This window comes from Streptomyces sp. NPDC004838 (genome assembly GCF_053600955.1).
Genome location: NZ_JBSGAW010000021.1, coordinates 91307 through 113890, shown reverse-complemented (window position 1 = coordinate 113890; position 22584 = coordinate 91307). Strand labels below are relative to the sequence as shown.

Annotated in this window: 16 protein-coding genes and 3 pseudogenes; 15 read left to right on the top strand and 4 right to left on the bottom strand. The window is 70.5% G+C overall.

The annotated features are described in order from the left end of the window. The first annotated feature begins 188 nt into the window (after positions 1-188). The 4 genes and pseudogenes from ACWEFL_RS23475 to ACWEFL_RS23460 all read left to right on the top strand — a co-directional run. Positions 189-896 carry a transglycosylase family protein gene (locus ACWEFL_RS23475; RefSeq protein WP_451715882.1) on the top strand — a complete coding sequence of 236 codons (708 nt, stop codon included), beginning with the start codon at positions 189-191 and terminating at the stop codon, positions 894-896. A 236-nt stretch (positions 897-1132) separates the two neighbouring features. Continuing rightward, positions 1133-1648 (top strand): transglycosylase family protein, encoded by a 516-nt coding sequence (locus ACWEFL_RS23470; protein WP_451715880.1) that lies wholly within the window; start codon positions 1133-1135, stop codon positions 1646-1648. A 100-nt stretch (positions 1649-1748) separates the two neighbouring features. After that, the gene (locus ACWEFL_RS23465; protein ID WP_451715878.1) at positions 1749-3038 is read left to right on the top strand and encodes a glycosyltransferase family 4 protein; all 1290 of its coding nucleotides are present in this window, start codon (positions 1749-1751) and stop codon (positions 3036-3038) included. 102 nt (positions 3039-3140) lie between these two features. Beyond that, positions 3141-4163 (top strand): annotated as a pseudogene (locus ACWEFL_RS23460) (helix-turn-helix transcriptional regulator); the annotation flags it as partial. Here ACWEFL_RS23460 and ACWEFL_RS23455 read toward each other — a convergent pair. Further along, positions 4120-4292 (bottom strand): annotated as a pseudogene (locus ACWEFL_RS23455) (cytochrome ubiquinol oxidase subunit I); the annotation flags it as partial. The pseudogenes ACWEFL_RS23460 and ACWEFL_RS23455 sit on opposite strands and share 44 nt — an antisense overlap. Before the next feature lie 451 nt (positions 4293-4743). Here ACWEFL_RS23455 and ACWEFL_RS23450 point away from each other — a divergent pair. Then, the gene (locus ACWEFL_RS23450; protein ID WP_451715876.1) at positions 4744-4959 is read left to right on the top strand and encodes an I78 family peptidase inhibitor; all 216 of its coding nucleotides are present in this window, start codon (positions 4744-4746) and stop codon (positions 4957-4959) included. A 223-nt stretch (positions 4960-5182) separates the two neighbouring features. Here ACWEFL_RS23450 and ACWEFL_RS23445 read toward each other — a convergent pair whose 3' ends face one another. Further along, on the bottom strand, positions 5183-6121 hold the full coding sequence (locus ACWEFL_RS23445; protein ID WP_451715874.1) for a phosphatase PAP2 family protein: 939 nt from the start codon (positions 6119-6121) through the stop codon (positions 5183-5185). A gap of 430 nt (positions 6122-6551) precedes the next feature. On the opposite strand from ACWEFL_RS23445, the gene ACWEFL_RS23440 reads away from it, so the two are divergent. Then, positions 6552-8228, top strand: coding sequence for an MFS transporter (locus ACWEFL_RS23440; protein WP_451715872.1), 1677 nt, complete (start codon positions 6552-6554; stop codon positions 8226-8228). Positions 8229-8310: 82 nt separating this feature from the next. Then, positions 8311-8552, top strand: a pseudogene (locus ACWEFL_RS23435) (acyl-CoA dehydrogenase family protein); the annotation flags it as partial. Between the two features lie 69 nt (positions 8553-8621). Here ACWEFL_RS23435 and ACWEFL_RS23430 read toward each other — a convergent pair. Next, positions 8622-9056, bottom strand: coding sequence for a cell division protein SepF (locus ACWEFL_RS23430; protein ID WP_451715869.1), 435 nt, complete (start codon positions 9054-9056; stop codon positions 8622-8624). A 294-nt stretch (positions 9057-9350) separates the two neighbouring features. On the opposite strand from ACWEFL_RS23430, the gene ACWEFL_RS23425 reads away from it, so the two are divergent. From ACWEFL_RS23425 to ACWEFL_RS23415, 3 genes are all read left to right on the top strand, one after another. Further along, entirely contained in the window at positions 9351-10619 is a 1269-nt protein-coding gene (locus ACWEFL_RS23425) for a DUF5685 family protein (RefSeq protein WP_451715867.1), read from the top strand. Between the two features lie 468 nt (positions 10620-11087). Further along, positions 11088-11990, top strand: coding sequence for a S1 family peptidase (locus tag ACWEFL_RS23420; RefSeq protein WP_451715864.1), 903 nt, complete (start codon positions 11088-11090; stop codon positions 11988-11990). Between the two features lie 149 nt (positions 11991-12139). Beyond that, on the top strand, positions 12140-12619 hold the full coding sequence (locus tag ACWEFL_RS23415) for a hypothetical protein (RefSeq protein ID WP_451715862.1): 480 nt from the start codon (positions 12140-12142) through the stop codon (positions 12617-12619). Positions 12620-12673: 54 nt separating this feature from the next. Here the strand turns inward: ACWEFL_RS23415 and ACWEFL_RS23410 are convergent, their stop codons facing one another. Beyond that, positions 12674-13576 carry a DUF4231 domain-containing protein gene (locus tag ACWEFL_RS23410; RefSeq protein WP_451715973.1) on the bottom strand — a complete coding sequence of 301 codons (903 nt, stop codon included), beginning with the start codon at positions 13574-13576 and terminating at the stop codon, positions 12674-12676. A 260-nt stretch (positions 13577-13836) separates the two neighbouring features. On the opposite strand from ACWEFL_RS23410, the gene fxsA reads away from it, so the two are divergent. The 5 genes from fxsA (at position 13837) to fxsT (ending at position 22459) form a co-directional block, all read left to right on the top strand. Continuing rightward, positions 13837-13995, top strand: coding sequence for an FxSxx-COOH cyclophane-containing RiPP peptide (gene fxsA / locus ACWEFL_RS23405; protein WP_451715859.1), 159 nt, complete (start codon positions 13837-13839; stop codon positions 13993-13995). A 20-nt stretch (positions 13996-14015) separates the two neighbouring features. Continuing rightward, positions 14016-16271 (top strand): radical SAM/SPASM protein FxsBH, inactivated beta-hydroxylase extension form, encoded by a 2256-nt coding sequence (fxsBH, locus tag ACWEFL_RS23400; protein WP_451715857.1) that lies wholly within the window; start codon positions 14016-14018, stop codon positions 16269-16271. Continuing rightward, positions 16264-17082 carry an aminoglycoside N(3)-acetyltransferase gene (locus ACWEFL_RS23395; protein ID WP_451715855.1) on the top strand — a complete coding sequence of 273 codons (819 nt, stop codon included), beginning with the start codon at positions 16264-16266 and terminating at the stop codon, positions 17080-17082. The genes fxsBH and ACWEFL_RS23395 overlap by 8 nt, the downstream gene beginning before the upstream one ends. Positions 17083-17193: 111 nt before the next feature. Beyond that, positions 17194-18531, top strand: a complete 1338-nt coding sequence (locus tag ACWEFL_RS23390) for a TIR-like protein FxsC (protein WP_451715852.1) — start codon at positions 17194-17196, stop codon at positions 18529-18531. Continuing rightward, a complete protein-coding gene (fxsT, locus tag ACWEFL_RS23385; RefSeq protein WP_451715850.1) occupies positions 18515-22459 on the top strand; it encodes an FxSxx-COOH system tetratricopeptide repeat protein in 3945 nt (1314 codons plus the stop codon). Before ACWEFL_RS23390 ends, fxsT begins: the two co-directional genes overlap by 17 nt. The last annotated feature ends 125 nt before the right edge of the window (positions 22460-22584 follow it).

Here is a 22584-nt window from a genome sequence, read left to right as displayed (position 1 = left end):
GCAGAGAGCACCGCCCCGGGCCGGCCCGCCCGGACGCCGCACAGCCAGTGCGGCGCCGCTGCATCGACCGTGCCGACGGATCACCCCGGCACGCGCCTCGGATGGGCCGGGCGGAGCGGGTCGAGACGTCCGACGCGTCGAGATCCCGCTGCCGTCTGAGGACCCCGGGGTCCTTCGAGAGGGATTTGATGTTCACGAGTTCCGGCAGCACCCCGAGTCCCCTGCGGCGGCGTGACACCGCCGCACTGGTCGGCGCCGCGCTGGTGGCGCCACTGGCACTCCTCGCCGCGGCGGGCGAGGCCAAGGCAGCGGACAGCGGGGTGTGGGACCGCATCGCCAAGTGCGAGAGCGGCGGAAACTGGCGCATCAACACCGGCAACGGCTACTACGGCGGACTGCAGTTCTCCGCCGGCACGTGGCGTGCCTTCGGCGGCAAGGCGTACGCCTCCACCGCGGACCGGGCGACCAAGGCCCAGCAGATCGCGATCGCCACCAAGGTCCAGAAGTCCCAGGGCTGGGGCGCCTGGCCCACCTGCTCGAAGCGGGCGGGGGCGTACGGCAGCGCTCCGTCCGTCGCGAAGACCGCGCAGAAGTCCTCGGGACGGCAGGCGAGCACCCGGCCCAAGGCCGGTGTCAAGGCCGCGGCCAAGCAGAAGACCGGCACCCGGCCCGGCGTGGTCTGGAAGTCGAAGCCCGCCGCCGTCCGGCCGCGCCCGGCCGCCCACACCGGACGCGCGGTGGAGCGCGGCGGCGACTACACCGTCCGCAGGGGCGACACGCTCAGCGCGATCGCGGCGGCGCACGGCAAGGACTGGCGCAAGGTGTACGCCGCCAACACCGCCGTCATCGGCGGCGACCCGAACCTCATCGTGCCCGGCCAGCGCCTCGCGCTCTGACGGACACGTCGCGGAAACCCCCCACCGCGCAGCCCCACCCGGGTCCGACCGGGTGGGGCCGCGTGCCTTGCCAGCGCGGCACCCGCCCCACCGCCGCCGCGCTGCCTACCGTGAAGCGGATGCCGAACCTCCGTGCGCCCCGGCCTCTCCGGGCTCCCCGTGCGCCCCGGTCCCCCAGGGCACCCCGCAGCCTCCGCCCCCAGCGGGTCGGCCCCCTCACGGTTGCCGCGGCCGCCGTGCTCATCGCCCTCGTACCGCACCCGGCCGCACAGGCGCTGCCCCCGCCGCCCGCCCCCGGCAGTCCCGGCGTCGGCGCCGCACCCGGCACCTACGCCTGCGCCGCGACCGGATGGCCGTGGAACTGCGTCGCCGAATGCGAGAGCGGCGGCGACTGGAAGGCCAACACCGGCAACGGCTACTACGGCGGGCTCCAGTTCTGGCAGCCGACCTGGGAGTCGTTCGGCGGACTGAAGTACGCCCGCCGTGCCGACCTCGCCACCCGTGGGCAGCAGATCAAGGTCGGGGAGGAGGTGCTCCGTGTCCAGGGCTGGGAGGCGTGGCCCGTCTGCTCCAAGCGGTACGGCCTCAGCGGCCGGGTCCACACCGTGCGGTCCGGCGACACCCTCCACGCCATCGCCGTGCGCTACAAGGTCAAGGGCGGCTGGCAGGCGCTGTACGAGGCCAACCGGGACGTCATCGGCGACTCCCCGGACCGGCTCTCCGTGGGGATGATGCTCGCTCTCCCCGCCTGAGCGCCGCTCGCGGCCCCCTCTTCTTCCGTTCCCCGTGCGGGCCCTGTGAGGCAAGTAGAGTCCTGTCCGACCACATCTGAACAGGGGGACGCCGCGGCGTATGCGCATCTCTTTTCTGCTGCACAACGCGTACGGGATCGGCGGCACGATCCGTACGACCTTCAATCTGGCCCAGGTCCTCGCCGAACGGCACGAAGTGGAGATCGTCTCCGTCTTCTGCCACCGGGACCGGCCCGCCCTGGGGGCACCCGCCGGTGTCACCATGAAGAACCTCGTAGACCTGAGGAGGAGCAGCCCGGACTTCGCGGGCGACCACCCCGACCACAAGCGTGCCGCGCGGGTCTTCCCACGCGGAGACGGGCGTCACAAGCAGTACAGCCGGCTGACCGACGCCCGGATCGCCGCCCATCTGCGCTCGCTCGACGCCGATGTCGTCGTCGGCACCCGGCCCGGCCTCAACGTGCACATCGCCCGCCAGACCCGCAGGGGGCCGGTCCGCGTCGCGCAGGAGCACCTCACGCTGGACGGCCACGGCTACCGGCTCCGTCGCGAACTGGGCTTCCGCTACCGGCTCCTCGACGCGGTCACCACGGTGACCGAGGCGGACGCCCGCGCGTACCGCACGGGGCTCGCACTGCCCGGCGTACGGATCGAGGCCGTGCCCAACAGCGTGCCACGGCCCTCCGTCCCACCCGCCGACGGCAGCGGCAAGTTCGTCGTCGCGGCCGGCCGGCTCACTCCCGTCAAACGGTACGACCTGCTGGTCAAGGCATTCTCCAAGGTCGTCGCCGCCCGTCCCGACTGGCGGCTGCGGATCTACGGAAGCGGAGACGCCACCGGCGACGAGCGCGAGGCCCTGACCGCCCTCATCCAGGAGCGGGAACTGACGGACCACGTCTTCCTGATGGGCAACGCCAACCCGCTCGAACCCGAGTGGGTCAAGGGCTCGATCGCCGCCGTCACCTCCAGCAAGGAGTCCTTCGGCATGACCATCGTCGAGGCGATGCGGTGCGGTCTGCCCGTCGTCTCGACCGACTGCCCGCACGGCCCGCGCGAGATCATCTCGGACGGGGTGGACGGCCGGCTGACCCCCGTCGGCGATGTGGACGCCTTCGCGGACGCGCTCCTGGAACTGATCGGCGACGACGCACTGCGGCTGCGCACCGGAGCCGCGGCCCTCGCGGCCTCCGAGCGCTTCGACCCGGCACGGATCGCCGAACGGCACGAGGCGCTCTTCACCGAACTGGTGCGGCGGTCCCGGACCAAGGGGGTGGGCAGCGCCCTGCGGACGACCGTGTACCGCTGCCGGGGCGCCGTCTACGGCAGTGCCTACGCCCTGCGCCATCTGCTCGCGGCGCTGTCGCGCAGGGCTGTCCGGAAGACCGCCTGAACTCTCCGGACCCCCGTCCCGCGGCCCTCGCGGGCACCGGGACGGGGGACGGTCCGAGATCGCGGACGGAAACAGTCCGCGACCCCTGCCAGACTGCTTCCCATGGTGGATACCTCGGCACGGCTGCTGCGCCTGCTCTCACTGCTCCAGTCGCACCGCGACTGGTCCGGTGCCGAACTCGCGCGACGCCTCGGCGTCACCGCGCGCACGGTGCGCCGGGACGTCGACCGGTTGCGCGAGCTGGGCTACCCGGTCAACGCCAGCCCCGGCACGGGCGGCGGCTATCAACTCGGCGCGGGTGCGCGGCTTCCCCCGCTGCTGCTCGACGACGAGGAGGCGGTGGCCGTCGTGGTCGGGCTGCGCACCGCCGCCGGGAACGGCGTCGAGGGCATCGGCGAGACCTGCGTACGCGCCCTGGCCAAGCTGGAGCAGGTGCTGCCGGACCGGCTGCGTGGACGGGTGAGCGCGCTCGGCTCCTTCACCGTGCCGATGCTGCGCGCGCCCGGATCCCTGGTCGACCCCTCGGTCCTCATCGAACTGGCCAACGCCTGCCGGGACGGCGAACGTCTGCGGTTCGCGTACCGCGACCACTCCGGCGCCTCGTCCCGCCGTACGGTCGAACCGCACCGTCTGGTGTGCACGGAGCGCTGCTGGTATCTCGTCGCCTGGGATCTCGACCGCGCCGACTGGCGTACGTTCCGGGCGGACCGGATCGTTCCGAAACCGCCGCACGGCCCCCGTTTCACTCCGCGCACCCCGCCCGCCGCCGATCTGGCCGCCTATGTCTCCGAGGGCGTCTCCATCACCGCCTACGCGGCGAAGGCGGTCATCCGGCTGCTGGTGCCGGCCGAGCGGGCCGCGGAGGTCGTCGGCCCGTCCGACGGTGTTCTCGAGCCGGTCGACGAGAACAGCTGTCTGCTGCGCACGGGAGCGGGCAGCCTGGAGCTGTTGGTTTTTCACATCATGTTCATGGGCGTGGATTTCGAGGTGATCGAACCGGTCGAGCTGGTCGAGAGCGTCAGGACGGTCCGGGACCGTCTCTCCCGCGCGATCGGCTGACGATCTCCTCCTCCGTCATCCCCGCGAAGGCCGCGAACTCCGGATGGCGCAGATCGAAGGCCGGGGCTCGGAGCGGATCCGGGGGATCGTGGTGAAGTTGTGCCGGGGCGGCGGGCAGGACGTCGCCCACTCCAGCGACCGCCCGAACCCCCACGGGTCGTCCACCAGGACCTTCCGCCCGTGCACGGCGGTCTCCGGGGTCGCCGTCCCTGTTCCCATTACCGCCCTCTCGCTGTCCGCGGCGTCGGCGCGGTCCGTTCCGCGGGTGCGGCGAAAAGACGGCGCCGCGTTCTTGGGGAAGACGAAGCCAGCCCCTGCGGCGGGTGCCTGTACGGGAGTACGCGCGGTGGACTCGGCATCCGGACGGGGGAGGGGGTTCTGCAAGGAACCCGTGAATTGTTCCCGGTCCGTCAATTCATCCTCCGACCTTCGCCCCGGGAAATTTCTCGCCGGAATTCTCTATGATCGGCAGCGCTCCGGAATTACCGAGCGGGTGGTGTCGAACTGCTCGTTCGGGTGACGGAGTATGAGCCGAACGTGTGTCGCCGTCCTGTGACAGAAGCGTGACCGGTGGCGTACCCAGGGCCGGTGGCGGCCGATGCCGGTTCCGCTTCCGTCACCGTCCGCTGCCGCCTACCGTGGAGCCATGGCACCCCTACCGACTCCGTCCGCCGAGCCCGACGACCCGACCGACGCGTATGTCGGCCTCTCGGCCGACAGCGCCGAACGCCTGGCCCGCGAGCGCGGGTGGACCACCGTGAGATCCCTGCCGCCGGGCTCGATCATCACCCTGGAGTATCTGGTGGGCCGGATCAACTTCGAGGTGGAGAGCGGCACCGTCATCCGTTGCTGGCGGGGCTGAGCGGCCCGGCCGCGGGTGCCCGGCCGGGCCTTTCCGAGAGCCGGGCCCGATCCGTACCCCGGGGCCGGACATCACCCGGACACCACCCCGGCATCACCCGGACGGGGGCTCCCGCGTCACCCTCCCGAGATGGGAAAGGCCCCGGCCGCTTCCGGCCGGGGCCTCGCTCGCAACTCGTACCGATGACCGCCCGTCGGCGGAGTCCGCTCGTACGGGAAGGGGGCTATCCGCCCGCCACGCTTCGCGAGCGGACCGTGTGCGGCCGCTGCTGCGTGAGCTGCCCGCCGCCGGAGAGTCCGGACGGGCCGGGAATCGTGCCCATGGCCGCCACCGGCTCCCGCTCCGGCTTCTCCTCCACCGGGCCTCGCAGCGGCAGCACCAGCGACGGCCTTGGGCCGCCCGCCGCCACCGGCAGCGAGGGAGCGAGCCTGCGGCGCGCACGCCACCGCTCGCGCTGCTCGAAGATCCATGCCTCGGCCCGGCCGATCAGCGGCTCGCACCAGGGCAGCGCCAGCAGGATCAGCAGACCGGCCGCCCAGCCGAGCAGCACATCGCTCAGCCAGTGCGTACCGAGATAGACGGTGGTGAGACCGACGCCCAGCGAAACCGTCGCCGAGAGCGCGGACAGATAGCGCCGGGTCTTCGGGGTGGTCGCCAGATACGCCAGGATTCCCCAGGTCACGACCGCGTTCGCGGTATGGCCGGAGGGAAATATATCTCCGCCGGCGAAGAGCTCGGCCGATCCGATCTGCGTCGCGTAGTGGGGGCCGAGCCTGCCGAGACCGATCTTGACGGCGCCGACGGTCGTGTTGAGCAGCAGCAGTGAGACGCCGAGCACCAGCAAGGGCCGCAGCGTGTGCTGACGCCAGGAGCGCCAGCCCAGCCAGGCGGCGACCATCACCGCCGTCGGACCACGCTGCCCGAGCACCACGAAGTAGTCGAGAAAAGCGTGCAGCTCGGGCCACTGCTGGTAGGGCCGGAACAGCATGATCTTCCAGTCGATGATCACCAGCCAGGTCGACGCCAGCACGGCCACGACGATGGCGAGATAGAGCGCAGACGTCCCGCCGAAGAGGGCGAGACGGGTGCGGCTCATCCGCGGGATCTCTATCTTCGGCGGTTCCGGCTCCCGGTCCAGCCGGGCGAAGATGTCGGTACGCACGCAATCGACGTTACAGCGAGTGAGGGTGCGACTAGGCCGATCCAGCGGCTTTGTGATGACGATGTGATGTGGCGTACGGGCTTGACGCGAGATTTATTACTGACCAATTCGGAAATCCCCCGAGGTCACACAGGCGCGAATGCTCCGGCTCGTCAGTGGCGCCGTCTTTCCGCTGTCCAGAATGCAGTTCGTCACTTCCCTTTATGAAATTCCCCTCATCTTCGCAGCTGCCCGTAACCTTTCCCGGGGGCCGGGCGTGGCGCACGCCACACGCCCATGGACGGGCGCTGAGAGACGGACCACGCGCCGCCTGCCTGAACTGGCGTACGCTGTCGGCTCACTCGTCCGTCGATGCCGGACCGCCCTGAGGGACCGTCCCCGTCCCCCCGGCTGGCCCGCCGACCGCGAGGGAACCACTGGAGGTAGGTGCATGTCAGAGACGACCACGGCCGTGGCACGACTGCGTGCCGCAGGCGGCGGAGCGAACCGCTGGGTCGTCCTTCTCGTCCTCTGCGTCAGCCTGCTGATCGTCGCGCTCGACGCCACCGTGCTCCATGTCGCGGTCCCCGCGGTCACGGAGGACCTGCGCCCCAGCGGCGTCGAGCTGCTCTGGATCGTGGACGCCTACCCGCTCGTCTGCGCGGCGCTGCTGATCCTCTTCGGCACACTCGGCGACCGCGTCGGCCGCCGCAGGGTGCTCCTCCTCGGCTACGGCATCTTCGGCCTCGCTTCGGCGCTGGCCGCCTGCGCCACCACACCCGAGGTGCTGATCGGGGCCCGCGCCCTCCTCGGCGTCGGCGGTGCGATGATCATGCCCGCGACGCTCTCGATCCTCCGCGCGGTCTTCCCCGACCGGCGGGAGAGGGCCATGGCGATCGGACTCTGGACCGCGGTCGCGGCCGTGGGAGCCGCCACCGGACCGGTGCTCGGCGGCTTCCTCGTCGAGAACTTCTGGTGGGGCTCGGTCTTCCTGATCAACATCCCGTTGATGGCCCTGATCCTTCCGCTCGGACGCTGGCTGCTCCCCGAGTCCCGCGGTGACTGCGCGGGCCCCTGGGATGTGCTCGGCGCGCTGACGGCCGCCGCCGGAGTGCTCTGCGTCGTCCTCGGAGTGAAGCGGCTCGGCGTCGGCCACGGCCCGCTGGACGCCGGGACGGCGGTACCGCTGCTGCTCGGCGTGGTGCTGCTGACTCTGTTCGTACGGCGGCAACGGCGGCGCAGGCATCCGCTGATCGACATGCGGATGTTCGCCAGGGCGACCTTCTCCACCTCCGTCGGCTGCATCGTCCTCGCCATGCTCGCGCTGGTCGGCCTGCAATTGATAGCCGTCCAGTACCTCCAGCTGATCCTGGGACTCAGCCCCCTGGAGACCGGGCTGCGACTGCTGCCGCTGACCTTCGCCGCGATGGCCGCGGGCGCCACCGGCACGTACACCCTGCGCCGTATCGGACCCCGCCGGATGGTCGGCTGGGGCTTCGTGCTGACCGCCGTGGCCGTGCTGCTGCTCCTCCTCATGGGGGAGCACGACCGGCCGCTGCTGCTCACCGCCGGTTTCGTCCTCCTCGGCTTCGGGCTCCAGACCACGCTCTTCGCGGCGTACGAGTCGATGCTCAGCGAGGCCCCGCCGGAGCACGCGGGCGGGGCGGCGGCGATCGGCGAGACCTCGTACCAGCTGGGCGCGGGCATGGGGATCGCCCTCCTCGGCAGTGTCATGAACGCTGCCTACGCACCCGCCCTGCTGGGTCTCGCCGGGGTCCCGCGCTCCGCCGGAACCGCCGCTTCGCACTCCTTGGGCGAGGCGTACCAGGTGTCGGACCGCCTCGGCGGGGCCGCGGGGGAGATGCTGCGCGCCACCGCTCGCCACTCCTTCGTCCACGGCCTCCATGTGACGCTGCTGGTCAGCGCCGGGCTGCTGCTGCTCGGCGCGTTGGCGGCGCTGAGGCTCCCGAAGATCATGGAGTGCCCGGCGGCGGCGGAGCGATGCGGGCCCGTGGGACGGATTCGCGGGAGCGGGCGCGGCGGCGTCCGGCTTCCGGCGAGCCGCGGCGCGACGGACATCGCCACGGATATCGCGGGGACGGGCCGTGAGGTGGCGGGCAGACCGTAGCCGCCGGGTGCGCTGCCCGCTCCGGGGACGCAGGCGCTGCCTCGCGCCTCGAAGGCGGGCGGTGCCGGCCCGAGGTGACGTGCGGGGTGACGCGGGCGGCCTCCACCCGGAGCAGGTCAGCTTCGGGAAGCTCGACAACGCGCGGGAGGCCGTCGCGATCTGCCGCACCTCGCGCACCATCCTGGGCGCGAACGGGATTTCGCTCGAACATCCCGTGATGCGGCACGCGACCAACCTCGCATCGGTGCTCACCTACGAGGCACCGTCGACATGCACCAGCTCGTGCTGAGCAAGGCGCTCACCGGCCTCGACGCCTTCCGGTGAGCCGATTCCGGGGCCCTGATTCCCGTATCCCGGAGGACCGGTGACCGGGCGGGCCGGCGAGCGCCCTGCTCAGCTCTGGTTGTAGAAGCCGTCCTGTCCGCGGCTCGGTGCCTCTCCGCTGACGACCTCTGTGTTCGCGGGGCTCAGCAGGAAGACCCGGGTCGCGACGCGCTCGATGGAGCCGCGCAGCCCGAAGGTGAGCCCCGCCGCGAAGTCCACCACGCGCTTGGCGTCCGAGGGCTCCAGGGAGGTGAGGTTCACGATCACGGGCACACCGTCGCGGAACAGCTCACCGATGCCGCGGGCGTCCCGGAAGCAGGTGGGAGAGACCGTGGCGATTCTGCGGCCTTCTTCCCGGGCGGATTCGGAGGCCACATGCACCCGGGGGTCGGTGACCCATGCGTCACCGGTCTCGGCGCCCTCGGCGTACTCATCGTCGTAGTAACGCTCGTCGCTGTCCTCGACGAGCCCCAGCCAGGCACTCGCCTTGCGCACGGATCCCATCGACGCCTCCTTTCGCTGTGGTCCGCTCACTAGCGGTCTCTTGTTCTTCCCTGTCCCTATGGTCGTGCATCATGCGGATCGCATGCCACGTGGATTGCCGCCGTGCAGGGGATTCGTGACGGGACTGGTGCAGAAGATGTGGCGGTTCGTCAGGGTTCTTCCCAGATAAGACGCATGATCTGCTCAAAATATGAAATTCAGGCCAGATGGGTGAATCGAGGGTCGTACGAGTGAACCGGCGGCCTGGTTACGATGCCTGTGTCGGCCAGGCAACGACTTCACGGGGGAAACGACTTGTTCGGAATCGTCAGACCATGCGCCCATCGGCTCACCGACGGCCTGAAGGCCGAGTGGATGGCCCATCTCTGCGGACTGTGTCTCGCGCTCCGCGCCGATCACGGGCAGTTCGCCCGGATGGTCACCAACTACGACGGCCTGATCATCTCCGTCCTGACGGAGGCTCAGGCCGAACGCGCCGATGGAGCCCGGCGCACCGCGGGCCCCTGTCCGCTGCGCGGCATGCGCACCGCCTCCGTGGCCAAGGGGGAGGGGGCCCGGCTGGCGGCGGCCGTGTCGCTGGTGCTGGCGTCCGCGAAGATACGGGACCATGTCGCCGACCGGGACGGGATGCTGGCGCGCCGTCCGGTGGCGGCCGCCGCACGGAAGGTCGCGGCGGGCTGGGACCGGGCCGGGGCGCGCACCGGGGCGGAGCTTGGATTCGACACGGCGGTCCTGCTCGACGCGGTCGACCGGCAGTCGGGGGTCGAACTGCTGGCCGGGCCCGGCACCCCGCTGCTGACGGTGACCGAACCCACGGAGACGGCCACCGCGGCCGCCTTCGCCCACACCGCCGTACTCGCCGGACGGCCGGGCAACATCGCCCCGCTCGCCGAGGCCGGCCGGCTCTTCGGGCGGCTGGCGCATCTGCTGGACGCCGTGGAGGACAGGGAGTCCGACGCCGCGGCGGGCGCCTGGAATCCGCTCACCGCTACGGGCACCTCGCTCACCGAGGCCCGCAGACTCGCCGACGACGCCGTGCACGGGGTACGGCTCGCGCTGCGTGACGCGACCTTCGCCGACGGGCGGCTGGTGCATGTGCTGCTCGCCCATGAGCTGGGCACCGCGGTGGACCGCGCGTTCGGTACGACGGGCTGCCGGCTTCAGGGGAGCCACGGGCGTCAGGGGCAGGTGTCGACCCCGAACAACCCCTATCAGGGCGGGGGCTCTGGTCCGTACGGCGCGAACACGGGTCAGGGCGGCGGCAATCCGTACGCGGGCGGCACTCCGTACGGCGGTGGCGGCCCGTACGGCGGCGGACCGGGCGGCCACTCCGGCGGTGGCGGGTGGGGTGGTTCCGGTGGCTCGCGACCCGGCGAGGAGCCGCCGGGCAACAAGAAGCCGCGGAGCTTCCTGGCCGGCTGCGCGGTCGCCATCGGCTTGTGCTGCACATGCCGGGTCTGCTGTGCGGACGAGTTCGAAGGCCCCTGGTCCCGCAAGAAGCGCAAGGGCGGCGTGGACTGTCCCCGCTGCGACTGCGACGGCTGCTGCTGTCCCTGCGACTAGGTCGTTTCTGATGGATCAGGCTGGATGAGGGAGCGGGGTCCGGCGCCTTGCGGAGCAGGGCGAGTGAGTCGAGGCCCCGCCCTGGTCGGGCGCGTCGATTGGAGCCTCCTTGGCGCGTGAGCCGAAGGGGCGCGCGGGTGTCGAGAGGGAGAGCGCGCGGAGGTCCCGAGGAACGAGGGACCGAGCACGGTCGACCGTCTACGCACGCTCAGAGCGCCCCGTGGGGGTCCCCTCGGACGGAGTCCGGGGGAGAACCGAGCCCCAAAAGAAGGGGACCGAGCCCTCAAGAAGACTCAAACGCACCCTTGCGCGGGAGGGCGACCGCCCGAATACTCCGAGCCAAGTGCTTGTCATGGCCACGCCTAATCGACCGGTCCCCGGAATGTTCGGTTCCCGGCGGTGTCCATGGCTGCGCCTCACGGGCCCCCACCCCACAACGGGCCCCCGATTCCCTCGGAGGAACGCCAAGTGAGGATCAAGCGCACCACCCCCCGCAGCGCCCTGAGCAGACGCACACGTCTCCTCGCCGTCACCACCGGGCTCGCCGCCGCCACCGCGCTGGCCGTCGTTCCCACGGCCGGAGCCGAGGAGACGACCGCCTTCAGCGCGGCCCGGCTCGCCGCCGCGAGCGACGCCGTCCTCGGCGCGGATGTGCCGGGCACCGCCTGGAACGTCGACCCGGCGACCGGAACCCTGGTCGTCACGGCCGACAGCACCGTCTCCCGGGCCGAGATCGCGAAGATCAGGAAGGCCGCCGGCGCCGACGCGGGAGCGATACGCGTCGAGCGCACCCCCGGTGTCCTGTCCAAGCTCACCTCCGGCGGCGACGCGATCTACGCCAGCGGCTGGCGCTGCTCCGCGGGCTTCAATGTCCGCAGCGGCAACACCTATTACCTCGTGACCGCCGGTCACTGCACCGAGGGTGCGGGCACCTGGTACACCAACTCCTCCCGCACCACCTCGATCGGTCCCACCGCCGGCTCCAGCTTCCCCGGTGACGACTACGGCCTGGTGCGCTACTCCAACGCCTCGGTGCCCCGGCCGGGTACCGTCGGCGGAGTCGACATCACCGGCGCGGCCAACGCCACGGTCGGCATGTCCGTCACCCGCCGGGGCTCCACCACGGGCACCCACAGCGGAACCGTCACCGGTCTCAACGCCACGGTCAACTACGGTGGCGGGGACATCGTGTACGGCATGATCCGCACCAACGTCTGCGCGGAGCCCGGCGACAGCGGCGGCCCGCTCTACTCGGGCAGCCGGGCCATCGGCCTGACCTCGGGCGGCAGCGGCAACTGCTCATCCGGAGGCACGACCTTCTTCCAGCCGGTCACCGAGGCCCTCAGCGCCTACGGGGTCAGCGTCTACTGACCGCCTATGGGGTCAGCGTCTACTGACCCCCACCGCTCGACCGCCGTCGGCCCCCGTCCTCCATGTGGACGGGGGCTCCACGTCCCACCGTCGTCTGAGACGATGTCAGGGCGGGTGGGAGTCAGGAAAGAGACGGGGGTCGCGGAGCAGTGAAGCGCATCGGAGTGACCGGCCACCGGAACATCCCTGCCGAGGCGTACGGACATGTGCGCGCCGGGATCCACGCCGTCCTGCACCGCCACCGGGGGGCGTTGGAGGTGTTCTCCAGCCTCGCGGTCGGCGCCGACCAGCTGGTGGCCGATCTCGCGCTCTCCTGCGGCGCCGAACTGACCGTGGTCATCCCGAGCGGCGACTACGAGGACGGCTTCACCGCCCCCGGCGAACTCGCGAGCTTCCAGCAGCTCAGGGGCCGTGCGACCCGCGAGGTCCAACTGGCCTTCCCTCACTCCACGGACGAGGCGTACTACGCGGCCGGCGCCTATATCGCCGACAACTGCGACCGTCTCATCGCCGTCTGGGACGGCTGCCCCTCCCGTGGCCTCGGCGGCACGGCCGACATCGTCCACTACGCGCGCGACCTGGGAAAGCCCGTGACGATCATCTGGCGCGAGGGCGTACAGCGTCCCTGAACCGCTCCCTGACGACGGAACCGCTCCCCGGCGACGGCGGATTCCCCGCGGGGGTCAACTCCGGTGCCGCACCAGCCAGTCCGTGTGCTGGGGCGAGACGACGCGCTCGGTCTCGTACACCGCCGACGGCCACTGGGCCTCCGTCACGCTCGTTTCCATCGCCGTGTGCATCGCCGCCAGATCCTCCTCCACCAGGGAGTGCGCGGCGATGAGGGGCTGATGGCGGCGGATCTCGCTCCAGGCCAGACAGGCGGCGGCCGCCGCCGAGAGCGTGCCCGCCATACTGACGGACCCGGCGAGTGAGAACGTGTGCAAAAGCGAAATGAAGAATGCGAGCAGGGTCAGCATCCCGATGCTGCCCGACCACAGCAGCGTCGCTTTACGGGAAATCTCCGCGCTGCGGTGATACCAGTTGCGCTGTTCGATCAGCCGGTCTCTGATGTACGTCTCTTTGCGAATGGTGAACGGTTTGTCCCGGAGTCGCCGCATTCCCGCGGTGATCAGTTCCCCGCCGGCCATATCGGGAACGCTCGTTCGAGGATCTTGCCAGCCGACTTTGGCCAGCTCACGCAGCCCTTCCTCCAGTCGCTGCGTGAATAACTCGTCCAGCGCGGCGGAGCGGGAGTCGAACGGTGTTCCGTGCACTGAATAGCGCCAGCACATGGACTTGATGTACTCCGCGGCCGACCGGTTCAGTTGCCATTGTGACTTCGCCCGCCGCCGGGACGCGCGGTAGCCCGTCACCAGCACGCCGGCGTATGCCAACGCGCTCAGCGCACCCGGCAGTTGGAAGGAGTCGCCGAGTTTCCAGGAGGCCGGCAGGGCGGCCGCCGCGGCGCCCAGGACGAGAAGCAGCAGCTGGCGGCGGGTGGAGCCCACGGCCTCGCGTTGGCGGGAGATGGCGATGGTGTCCGTGTGATGGAAGAGCGCGGGTAGATCGCTATTGCGGAACACCATGCTGTGCAGCGGGCCGGAAAACCCGGACATGCGCCCCCCTGTCTGCGGTTATGCCGTCACCCATTGGACGGAATCGCTTGTTCCGTGCCTTCCTGGAACAATATGAAGCAACTCTCACTCGTCCATGTTCACGTGCTGAGTTGCCGCGGGTGGACTTGAGAGTAGAGTCGTGCCGCCAGACACCGCAACGGTGCCTGGTTATCCATGCTGTACAGCTCGATCGTGCTCGATCATGTACACAGATCAAAGGACGGCCCCCCATGACGACCACCGCATCCTTCGCCGCTGCGAAGAAGAACCGTGTTCCCCTGGCGCGACTCGACGTCCGTGGCGGCGACACCGCGAAGAAGCTGGCCCGGGTCGTCCCGGCCTCCGCCGACCGCACGGTGCGCGTCTCCACGTTCAACTCGTCGCTCTAGTCTGGCCCTAGACTGGCGGAATGACAGGACCCCTGGTCCCTTTCCGCGAGATCGTGCTGAAGGTTCACAGCAGATGCGATCTGGCCTGTGACCACTGCTACATCTACGAACACGCTGATCAGAGCTGGCGAACCCGCCCGAAGGCAATCTCTGACGAAGCGATTTCCTGGACAGCTCTGCGACTGGCCGAGCATGCCAAAAATCATGCCCTGCCCTCCGTGTCAGTGATCCTGCACGGAGGGGAGCCACTACTGGCGGGCCCCGCCCGATTGCGACGCCTCTGCGAGGAATTGACCAGAGCGCTACGCCCGGTGGCGGAACTGGATCTGCGGATCCACACCAACGGCTTACAGCTCAGCCCCCGGTATCTCGACCTCTTCAGCGAGTTCGACGTCAGAGTCGGGATCTCTCTCGACGGCGACCGCACCGCGAACGACAGGCACCGCCGGTTCGCCGACGGGCGCACCAGCCATCCGCTGGTCCTGCGGGCCGTCGACCTGCTGCGCGAGGAGAAGTACCGCCACCTCTACCTCGGTCTGCTGTGCACCGTGGACGTGGCCAACGACCCCGTCGCCGTGTACGACGCGCTCGCCGAGCTGGAGCCCCCGCGGATCGACTTCCTGCTCCCGCACGCCACCTGGGACGACCCTCCTGTCCGCCCGGACGGCTCTCCCACCGTGTACGCCGACTGGCTGCTCACGATCTTCGACCGCTGGGACGACCAGGGACGGCGGATTCCCGTACGGCTCTTCGAGTCGCTGCTGTCCACCCTCGGCGGCGGACCCAGCCTCACGGAATCCCTCGGCCTCGCCCCGACCGACCTCGTCGTCGTGGAGACCGACGGAGCCCTCGAACAGGTCGACTCGCTCAAGAGCGCCTACGAGGGCGCGGCGGCCACCGGATTCGACGTCTTCACCCACTCCTTCGACGAAGTGGCGGCCCACCCCGGCGTCAGAGCACGCCAGCTCGGCCTCGACGGCGTCAGCGAGACCTGCCGCCGGTGCCCGGTCGTCCGGTCCTGCGGCGGCGGGCTCTACACCCACCGCTACCGCACGGAGAACGACTTCGACAACACCTCCGTCTACTGCACCGACCTCGAAGCGCTGATCCGCGGCGTCGAGCGGCGCACCGCCGCCGAACTGGTGCCGCTCGCCGTCACCGAACCCGGCGCGCTCCTCGCCGACGGCCAGGACGTGACCCGGCTGATGAGCGCGGCGCTCGGCAGCGAACTCGCCGGACGCGGCGGCCGGGCCTGGGACGAGGCATGGGAACAGACCCTGGAGCTCGAAGCGGACGGCGATCTGCTCGACACCGTCTGGGGCCACCCCTACACCCGCCCCTGGCTCGACGACGCCCTCACCGCACTGCGTGAGGACCGGCCGGACGCCGTCGCCCTCGCGCTGCGGCTCCCGGCGTATCTCGCGGCCGCGTACATCCGGGACGGCTCGGGGCCCTCGATCCGGGTCCCGTACGAGAGGGGGCTGCTGCGCCTGCCCATGCTCGGCGAACTGCGGACCGGCGGCCCCGGCGAACACGGCCATGCGGTGGTCACCGCGACCGGCGACGGCTTCCTGGCCGCCGTCGAGGGCCGGGAGCCCCGGCATGTGCGCCTGGGGCAGGACGACGGGCCCGGCTGGCGGCCCGTACGAACCGTGGGCGGCCGGGACGGCACGCCCATCCTGCGGCTCGACGACCTCGATCCGTACCGCGACTGTTTCGGGGCCCCCGTGCGGGAGCGGCTGGACGGCCGGGAGGTCGCCGTCTGGGACGAGCGGCTGACCGGAGCCTGGGCGCTGCTGCGGGAGACCGCTCCGGGCCAGGCAGCCGAGGCAGCCGACTGTCTGACCACTCTGACCCCGCTGGTCACTGCGGCACCGGCGGATTTTGGCCGGTCCTCCACGCGTGAGCCGTCCCCCAGCGGGCACGGTTACGGAGCGCTGGGAATCGCCCTGCCCCCCACCTCCCGCGAACTCGCGGTAGAGCTCCTGCGCGGTTTCCGGCGTACCAAGCTGAACGCCCTGCTCCAGGTCAGCGATCTCTACGCGCAGGACGGCCAGTGGCGCCATCCGGCCCCCTGGCGGGACGAGGAGGTTGTCGTGTCCGAACTGCTGGCCGGCGTCTGCGAGCGGATCGGCCTCGCGGCCTTCGACGCTCGGGGCGCGGATCAGGCCAGACGGGCCCTCGCCACCCTGGAGCAGGCCGCCGAACTGACGGTCGGCGGCAGACGGCTGCTCGACAACCTGTGGAAGGAACTGGACGGGGCCGGGCGTGGCTGAGCCGACCGGGCGGGGCGTGACCGGGTCGACGGGGCGGGGCGGGCCCGGGGAGTGCGATCCGCTGGTCGAGTCGCTGCGGAAGCTGGGCGTCGAGCCCGACACGACCCTGCTGGTGCACGCCTCCCTGAGCGGCACCGGACTCGACGCGGACACGCTCCGGGACGCCCTGCTCTCGGCGATCGGCCCCGGCGGCACCCTGGTGACCCCCGCCTTCACCGAGGGGAACTCGGACACCTCGCACGCGTACCGGGCCGGCGTGCGCGACATGACACCCGAGCAGGCGGCGGCCTTCCGGGCGGACATGCCGGCCTTCGACCCGGCCACCACACCGAGCCAGAGCATGGGCCGGTTGGCCGAGTCCGTCCGTACCGCGGACGGAGCCGTCCGCAGCGGCCATCCCCAGACCTCGTTCGCCGCCGTCGGCAAGCGGGCCGGGGAACTGCTCGCCCGGCATCCCCTCACCTCGCACCTCGGCTGGGACTCCCCCCTCGGGGCCCTCCATGAAGCGGATGCCCGAGTTCTGATGATCAATGTCGGATTCGAGGTGTGCACCGCGTTCCATCTCGCCGAGTACCACCCGAAAGCGCCCAGAAGGTCCTACTCCTGTGTGGTTCGGCTGCCCGATGGGGGTAAGCAATGGACGGAGTACGAAGACGTCGTCCTGGACGACGGCGAGTTCGCCACCATCGGCGCCGCATTTCCCTGGGGGATGGAACGGAAGGGACAACTGGGGGGACGGTCCGCGCGTTTGTTCTCCCTCAGAGACGCGGTACACCACGCGGACCGCTGGATGTCCGAAAAGCGGCGGTGAATGACTGAACCACAGGGGGAAGGAGTGGGCCCGGCTCCGGAATGATTAATTCGCTCGTATCTCTTCCGGTGCCGGGTACGGAGGCGGGCGTTCACACAGGACGGGGGTCGTGTGTCGGATCAAGCGCAACGTGCGGCTGACCACCGGCCGTACTTTTTCCTGAGCTACGCGCACACACCGCGGTACGGGGCAGGGGGCCCCGACCCGGACATGTGGGTGGAGCGGCTTTTCCGGGATCTGTGCGGCCATGTGATGGCGATGACGGATTTACCGGCCGGGGCGCCGGCCGGTTTCATGGACCGGGAGATCCGCTCGGGGGAGGGCTGGTCCGAGCGGCTGGGCGAAGTCCTCGCGAACTGCCGGGTCTTCGTCCCCCTGTTCTCACCGAGGTACTTCGCCAGCGAGATGTGCGGGAAGGAGTGGTACGCGTTCGCGCAGCGGGCGATCTACCACCAGGCCAAGAGCAACCGGCCCGCGGAGGCGATCGTCCCCGCGCTCTGGGTGCCCATGCCCCCGGACCAGCTCCCCGGACCCGCCGAACGGCTGCAGTTCAACCACCAGACTTTCGGCGACCGTTATGTCACCGACGGACTCTACGGTCTGATCAAACTCCGCATCTTCGCGGAGGAGTACGAGGCGGCCGTCTACGAACTGGCCAAACGCATCGTCTCCGTCGCCGACACCACCAGGGTCACCCCCGGCAGTCCGGTCGACTACCGCCACGCGCCGAGCGCGTTCGGCAAACCCAGCGGCGGCCCCCGGCCGATGCATCTCACCGTGGCCGCCCCCACCCGGCACGACCTTCCCGACGGCCGCGCCCCCGACTACTACGGCAAACTGTCCCAGGACTGGAACCCGTACCATCCGGACTCGGCGCGGCCGTTGGCGTATGTGGCGCAGGAACTCGTCCGCTCGCTCAACTACCAGGCGACGGTCTCCTCCTTCGACCACGAGACACTGCCCGACCCCAGCCAGCCGCCCACCCGGCCCGAGATCCTCCTCATCGACCGCTGGGCCCTCCAGGACGACGGCAGATGCGACAGGCTCGCCCAGTTCGACCGCGACCCGCGGCCCTGGATGAGCGTCGTCGTCCCCTGGAACCGCGACGACCCCCAGAGCAGACTCTCCGAGGCCGAACTGGCCGAACGACTGGAGCGGACCATGCCCCGCCAGTTGCACCACGGTCGCCCCGCCTGCCGGGCCGCCGCCAGAGGCGTCTTCAGTATGGAGGCGTTCGGGCAGATCCTCCCGCAGGTCGTCGAAGCGGCGGCCCAGGAGTATCTGCGGCACGCCGAGGTCTATCCACCCGCACCACCACCCGGAGCCGGGGCCCGAGGCGAGCGGCCCAGACTCCGCGGCCCGATGGCCGAGTACGGCACCACGCAGTACGTCCCGGACATGCGCCCAGCAGCCCCCGATGCGGAGGACACGGATGACAGCCAGTCGTGACGGACGCATCGTCACCTTCTACTCGTACAAGGGAGGTACGGGCCGCACGATGGCCCTGGCCAACACGGCCTGGATCCTCGCCGCCAACGGCAAGCGGGTCCTCGCGGTCGACTGGGACCTCGAGGCGCCCGGCCTGCACCGCTTCTTCCACCCTTTTCTCGACCCCTCCACCCTCGGCGCCACCACCGGCGTCATCGATCTGATCACCGAGTACGCCTGGGCCGCGATCACCCCCGACGCCGCACGGCGCGACGACTGGCATGTGGACTACGCCCGCATCCAGCCCCACGCCGTCTCCCTCACCCCCGAGATCCTCGGCTGGGAGTTCCCCGACGGAGGCACTCTCGACTTCGTCTCCGCCGGCAAGCAGAACCGGGAGTACTCGGCCACGGTCTCCACCTTCGACTGGGACAACTTCTACGACCGGCTCGGCGGCGGACTCTTCTTCGACGCGCTCCGCGACGACATGAAGTCCAACTACGACTACGTCCTCATCGACAGCCGCACCGGACTGAGCGACATCGCCGACATCTGCACCGTCCATCTCCCCGACATCCTCGTCGACTGCTTCACCCTCAGCGACCAGTCCATCGACGGCGCGGCCTCCGTCGCCCGGCAGATCGACGAGCGCTACGGCGGCCGGGGCATCAAGATCTACCCGGTGCCGATGCGCATCGACGAGGGAGAGAAGGAGAAGGCCGACGCCGGACGGGCCCTCGCCCGCGTCAAGTTCGACCGCTTCCCCAGCGGCCTCGCCGGGGACGAACTCACCTCCTACTGGGGCGCGGTGGAGATTCCGTACCGGCCCTACTACGCCTACGAGGAGACCCTCGCCACCTTCGGCGACGAGGCGGGCCTCACCAACTCCCTGCTCTCCGCCTTCGAGCGGCTCACCGCGGTCGTCACCGAACAGAGCGTCACCTCGATGCCCACCATCGGCGAGGAGACCAGGCTCCGCATCAAGGACGCCTTCACCCGCCGCAGGCCCGCCCTGCCCGCCGATCTCTTCCTCAGCTATGTGGCGGAGAACCGGATGTGGGCCGACTGGGTCGAATCCCTGCTCACCCGCGCCGGGTTCCGCGTCGTGCCGCGCGATGTCTCCGTCGACCGGGATCCGTCGGACGACGACGGAATCGCGGCGGAGAACGCGGCCCGGACCGTGGTGCTGCTCTCCGGCGCCTATCTGAAGTCCTCGCGCGCGGTGGAGGTCTGGTCGCGGGCCGCCGCCGAGGACCCCAGCGGCGGCCGGCACCATCTGCTGCCGATCAGGGTCGGCGACGTCAGACTCACCACGCCCTACATCGACCGCAACCCGGTGGACCTCTTCCGTCTGGACGAGGTGCAGGCCACCAGCGCCGTGCTCCGCGCGGTGGACCGCCCCGTCCAGCTTCCCGACAGCAGCGGACCGGGCCCGCGCTTTCCCGGCACCGTGCCCAAGATCTGGAACGCGCCGCCGCGCAACCCCGGATTCACCGGCCGCGCGGTCGCGCTGGAGCGGATGCGCGATCAGCTCGGCGGCGGCAGGTCGGTCGCCGCCGTACTGCCGCAGCCGCAGACCCTGTACGGACTCGGCGGCGTCGGCAAGACCCAGGTCGCCATCGAGTACGTCCACCGGTTCATGGCCGACTACGACCTGGTGTGGTGGATCTCCGCCGAACAGAACGACGATGTGATCGCCGGTCTCGCCGAACTCGCCGTCCGTCTCGGCGCACAGGGCGGCGACGACATGGCCGCGGCCTCGCGGGAGGCCATCGACCTGCTCCGGCGCGGAGTCCCCTCCAACCGCTGGCTGCTGGTCTTCGACAACGCCGACGACCCCGAGCAGCTCAAGCGGTACTTCCCGCCCCAGGGCCCCGGACACATCCTCGTCACCTCCCGGAACCAGACCTGGTCGCAGTACGGCGACGCCCTGCCCATCGACGTGTTCACCCGCGAGGAGTCCATCGAACACCTCCAGCGGCGGGCCCGCGGACTGAGCATCGACGAGGCCGACCAGGTCGCCATCGCCGTCGGCGACCTGCCGCTCGCCGTCGAACAGGCCGCGGCGTGGATCGCGGAGACCGCCACCCCCATCGCCGAGTACCTGGAGCAGCTGAAGGAACAGACCACCAGCGTCCTCGCACTCAACCAGCCGGCGGGATACCCCGAACCGGTCGCCGCCACCTGGAACGTCTCCATCGAGCGGCTCAAGGAGCGCTCGCCCGCCGCGGTGCGCCTCCTCCAGCTCTGCGCCTTCTTCGCACCCGAGCCGATCTCGGCGAATCTCCTCTACAGCAAGGAGATGATCGACGCCCTCAAACCGTACGACCCCTCACTCCAGGAGAAACTGGTCCTCGGCCGGGTCATCCGGGAGATCGGCCGGTTCGCCCTGGCCAAGGTCGACCAGGTCTCCAACAGCATCCAGGTCCACCGGCTCGTCCAGGCGGTCATCAGGGCCCAGCTCTCGGACGAGGAGCAGCAGGCCGCCCGGCACGCCGTGCACCGGGTTCTGGCGGGTGCGCGCCCCGACGACGACGAGCCGATCGACAACCCCGGCACCTGGCCGGTGTTCGCCACCATCTGGCCGCATCTGAGCACCTCGGAGGCGCGCAAGTGCCGGGAGCCGGAGACCCGCAGGCTGCTCATCGACCGGGTGCGCTATCTCTGGAAGCGCGGCGACTGGGCGTCCGCGGGGACGCTCGGCAACGAAGTGCGCGTGACCTGGCGGGAGATGCTGGGCAACAACGACCTCCAGTATCTCTACCTCCGCTTCCACCTCTCCAACATCTACCGTTCGCAGGGCCGTTACGTGGAGGCCAAGGAACTCGACGAGGTGACCCTGGAGCGCCAGCGCGAAGTGCTGGGCGCCACCCATCCGCACACCTATATGACCACCAGTGGTCTCGCGATGGACCTCGGGACGCTCGGCCAGTACAGCAGGGCGATGGAGCTGGCGACCGAGGCCCATGAGGGGTTCAGCCAGATCTTCCACGAGTCGCATCCGCGTACGCTCGCCGCCGCCAACAACCTGGCGCTGAACCTGCGGATGGTCGGCCAGTACTCCAGGGCGCGCGAGATCGACCAGGAGGTCTTCGACCGGCGTACCGAGGTGCTCGGCCCGGATCATCCGTACACCCTGTCCTCCGCCACGTCCCTCGCGCGCGATCTGCGGGAGGTCGGCCGGTACGACGACTCGGTCACGCTGCTGGCCCGGACCTACGATCTGCTCAAGCAGCGGCTCGGACGGACCTTCCCCGGCACGCTCGCGGCGGGCAAGAGCCTCGCCGTGTCGCTGCGCAGGGCGGGCCAGCTGGAGGACGCGCGTCGGCTGACGACGGCCACCCGCAACCGCTACCGCTCGCAGTACGCGTCCGCCAACCCGGACTCGCTCGCCTGCGATCTGAATCTCGCGGCCGACCTGTTCGCGGCCGGGGAGCCGGTCGCGGCACGGGATCTCGCGCAGGAGGTCGTCGACCAGTATCTGCTGGTGCCGGGGGAGCGGCACCCGTACACCCTGGCCGCCATCAACAACCTGGGCATCTTCCACTGGGGATGCGGCGATCCCGAGGCGTCGGAGCAACTGCTGCTGATGGTGACCAGGAAGATGGGCGAGGTCCTCGGGGACAGCCATCCGCACGCCCTGTTCAGCACGGTCAACCTCGCCAACGCGCTCGCCGATCTGGGGAGCCTGGAGGAGGCCCTGGAGATCGAGCAGCGGAGCGTCACCCGGCTGCGCGAGGTGCTGGGGCGGCACCACCCCGAGGTGCTGGGCGTCGCCTCCAACCTGGCGGTCACGCTGGGGATGCTGGGCCGCAAGGACGAGGCGGCGCAGCTGCGGGCCGAGACCGTGGAGGAGCTGACCCGGCTGCTCGGGGAGGACCACGCGCTGACGCGGATCGCCCGTGACGAGCGCCGGGTGCACCGCGACCTGGAGCCGCTCGCGGTGTGATCGGTCCGCCGGTGCCCGGAGGGCTCGCTCTCCGGGCACCGCTCCGTCGGCCGGTTCCGTCGGCACGGATCCGTTCCGCGGTCTTCCCGGTGGTCTCTTCCGGTGGTCCTTGGGGGTGGCCGCGG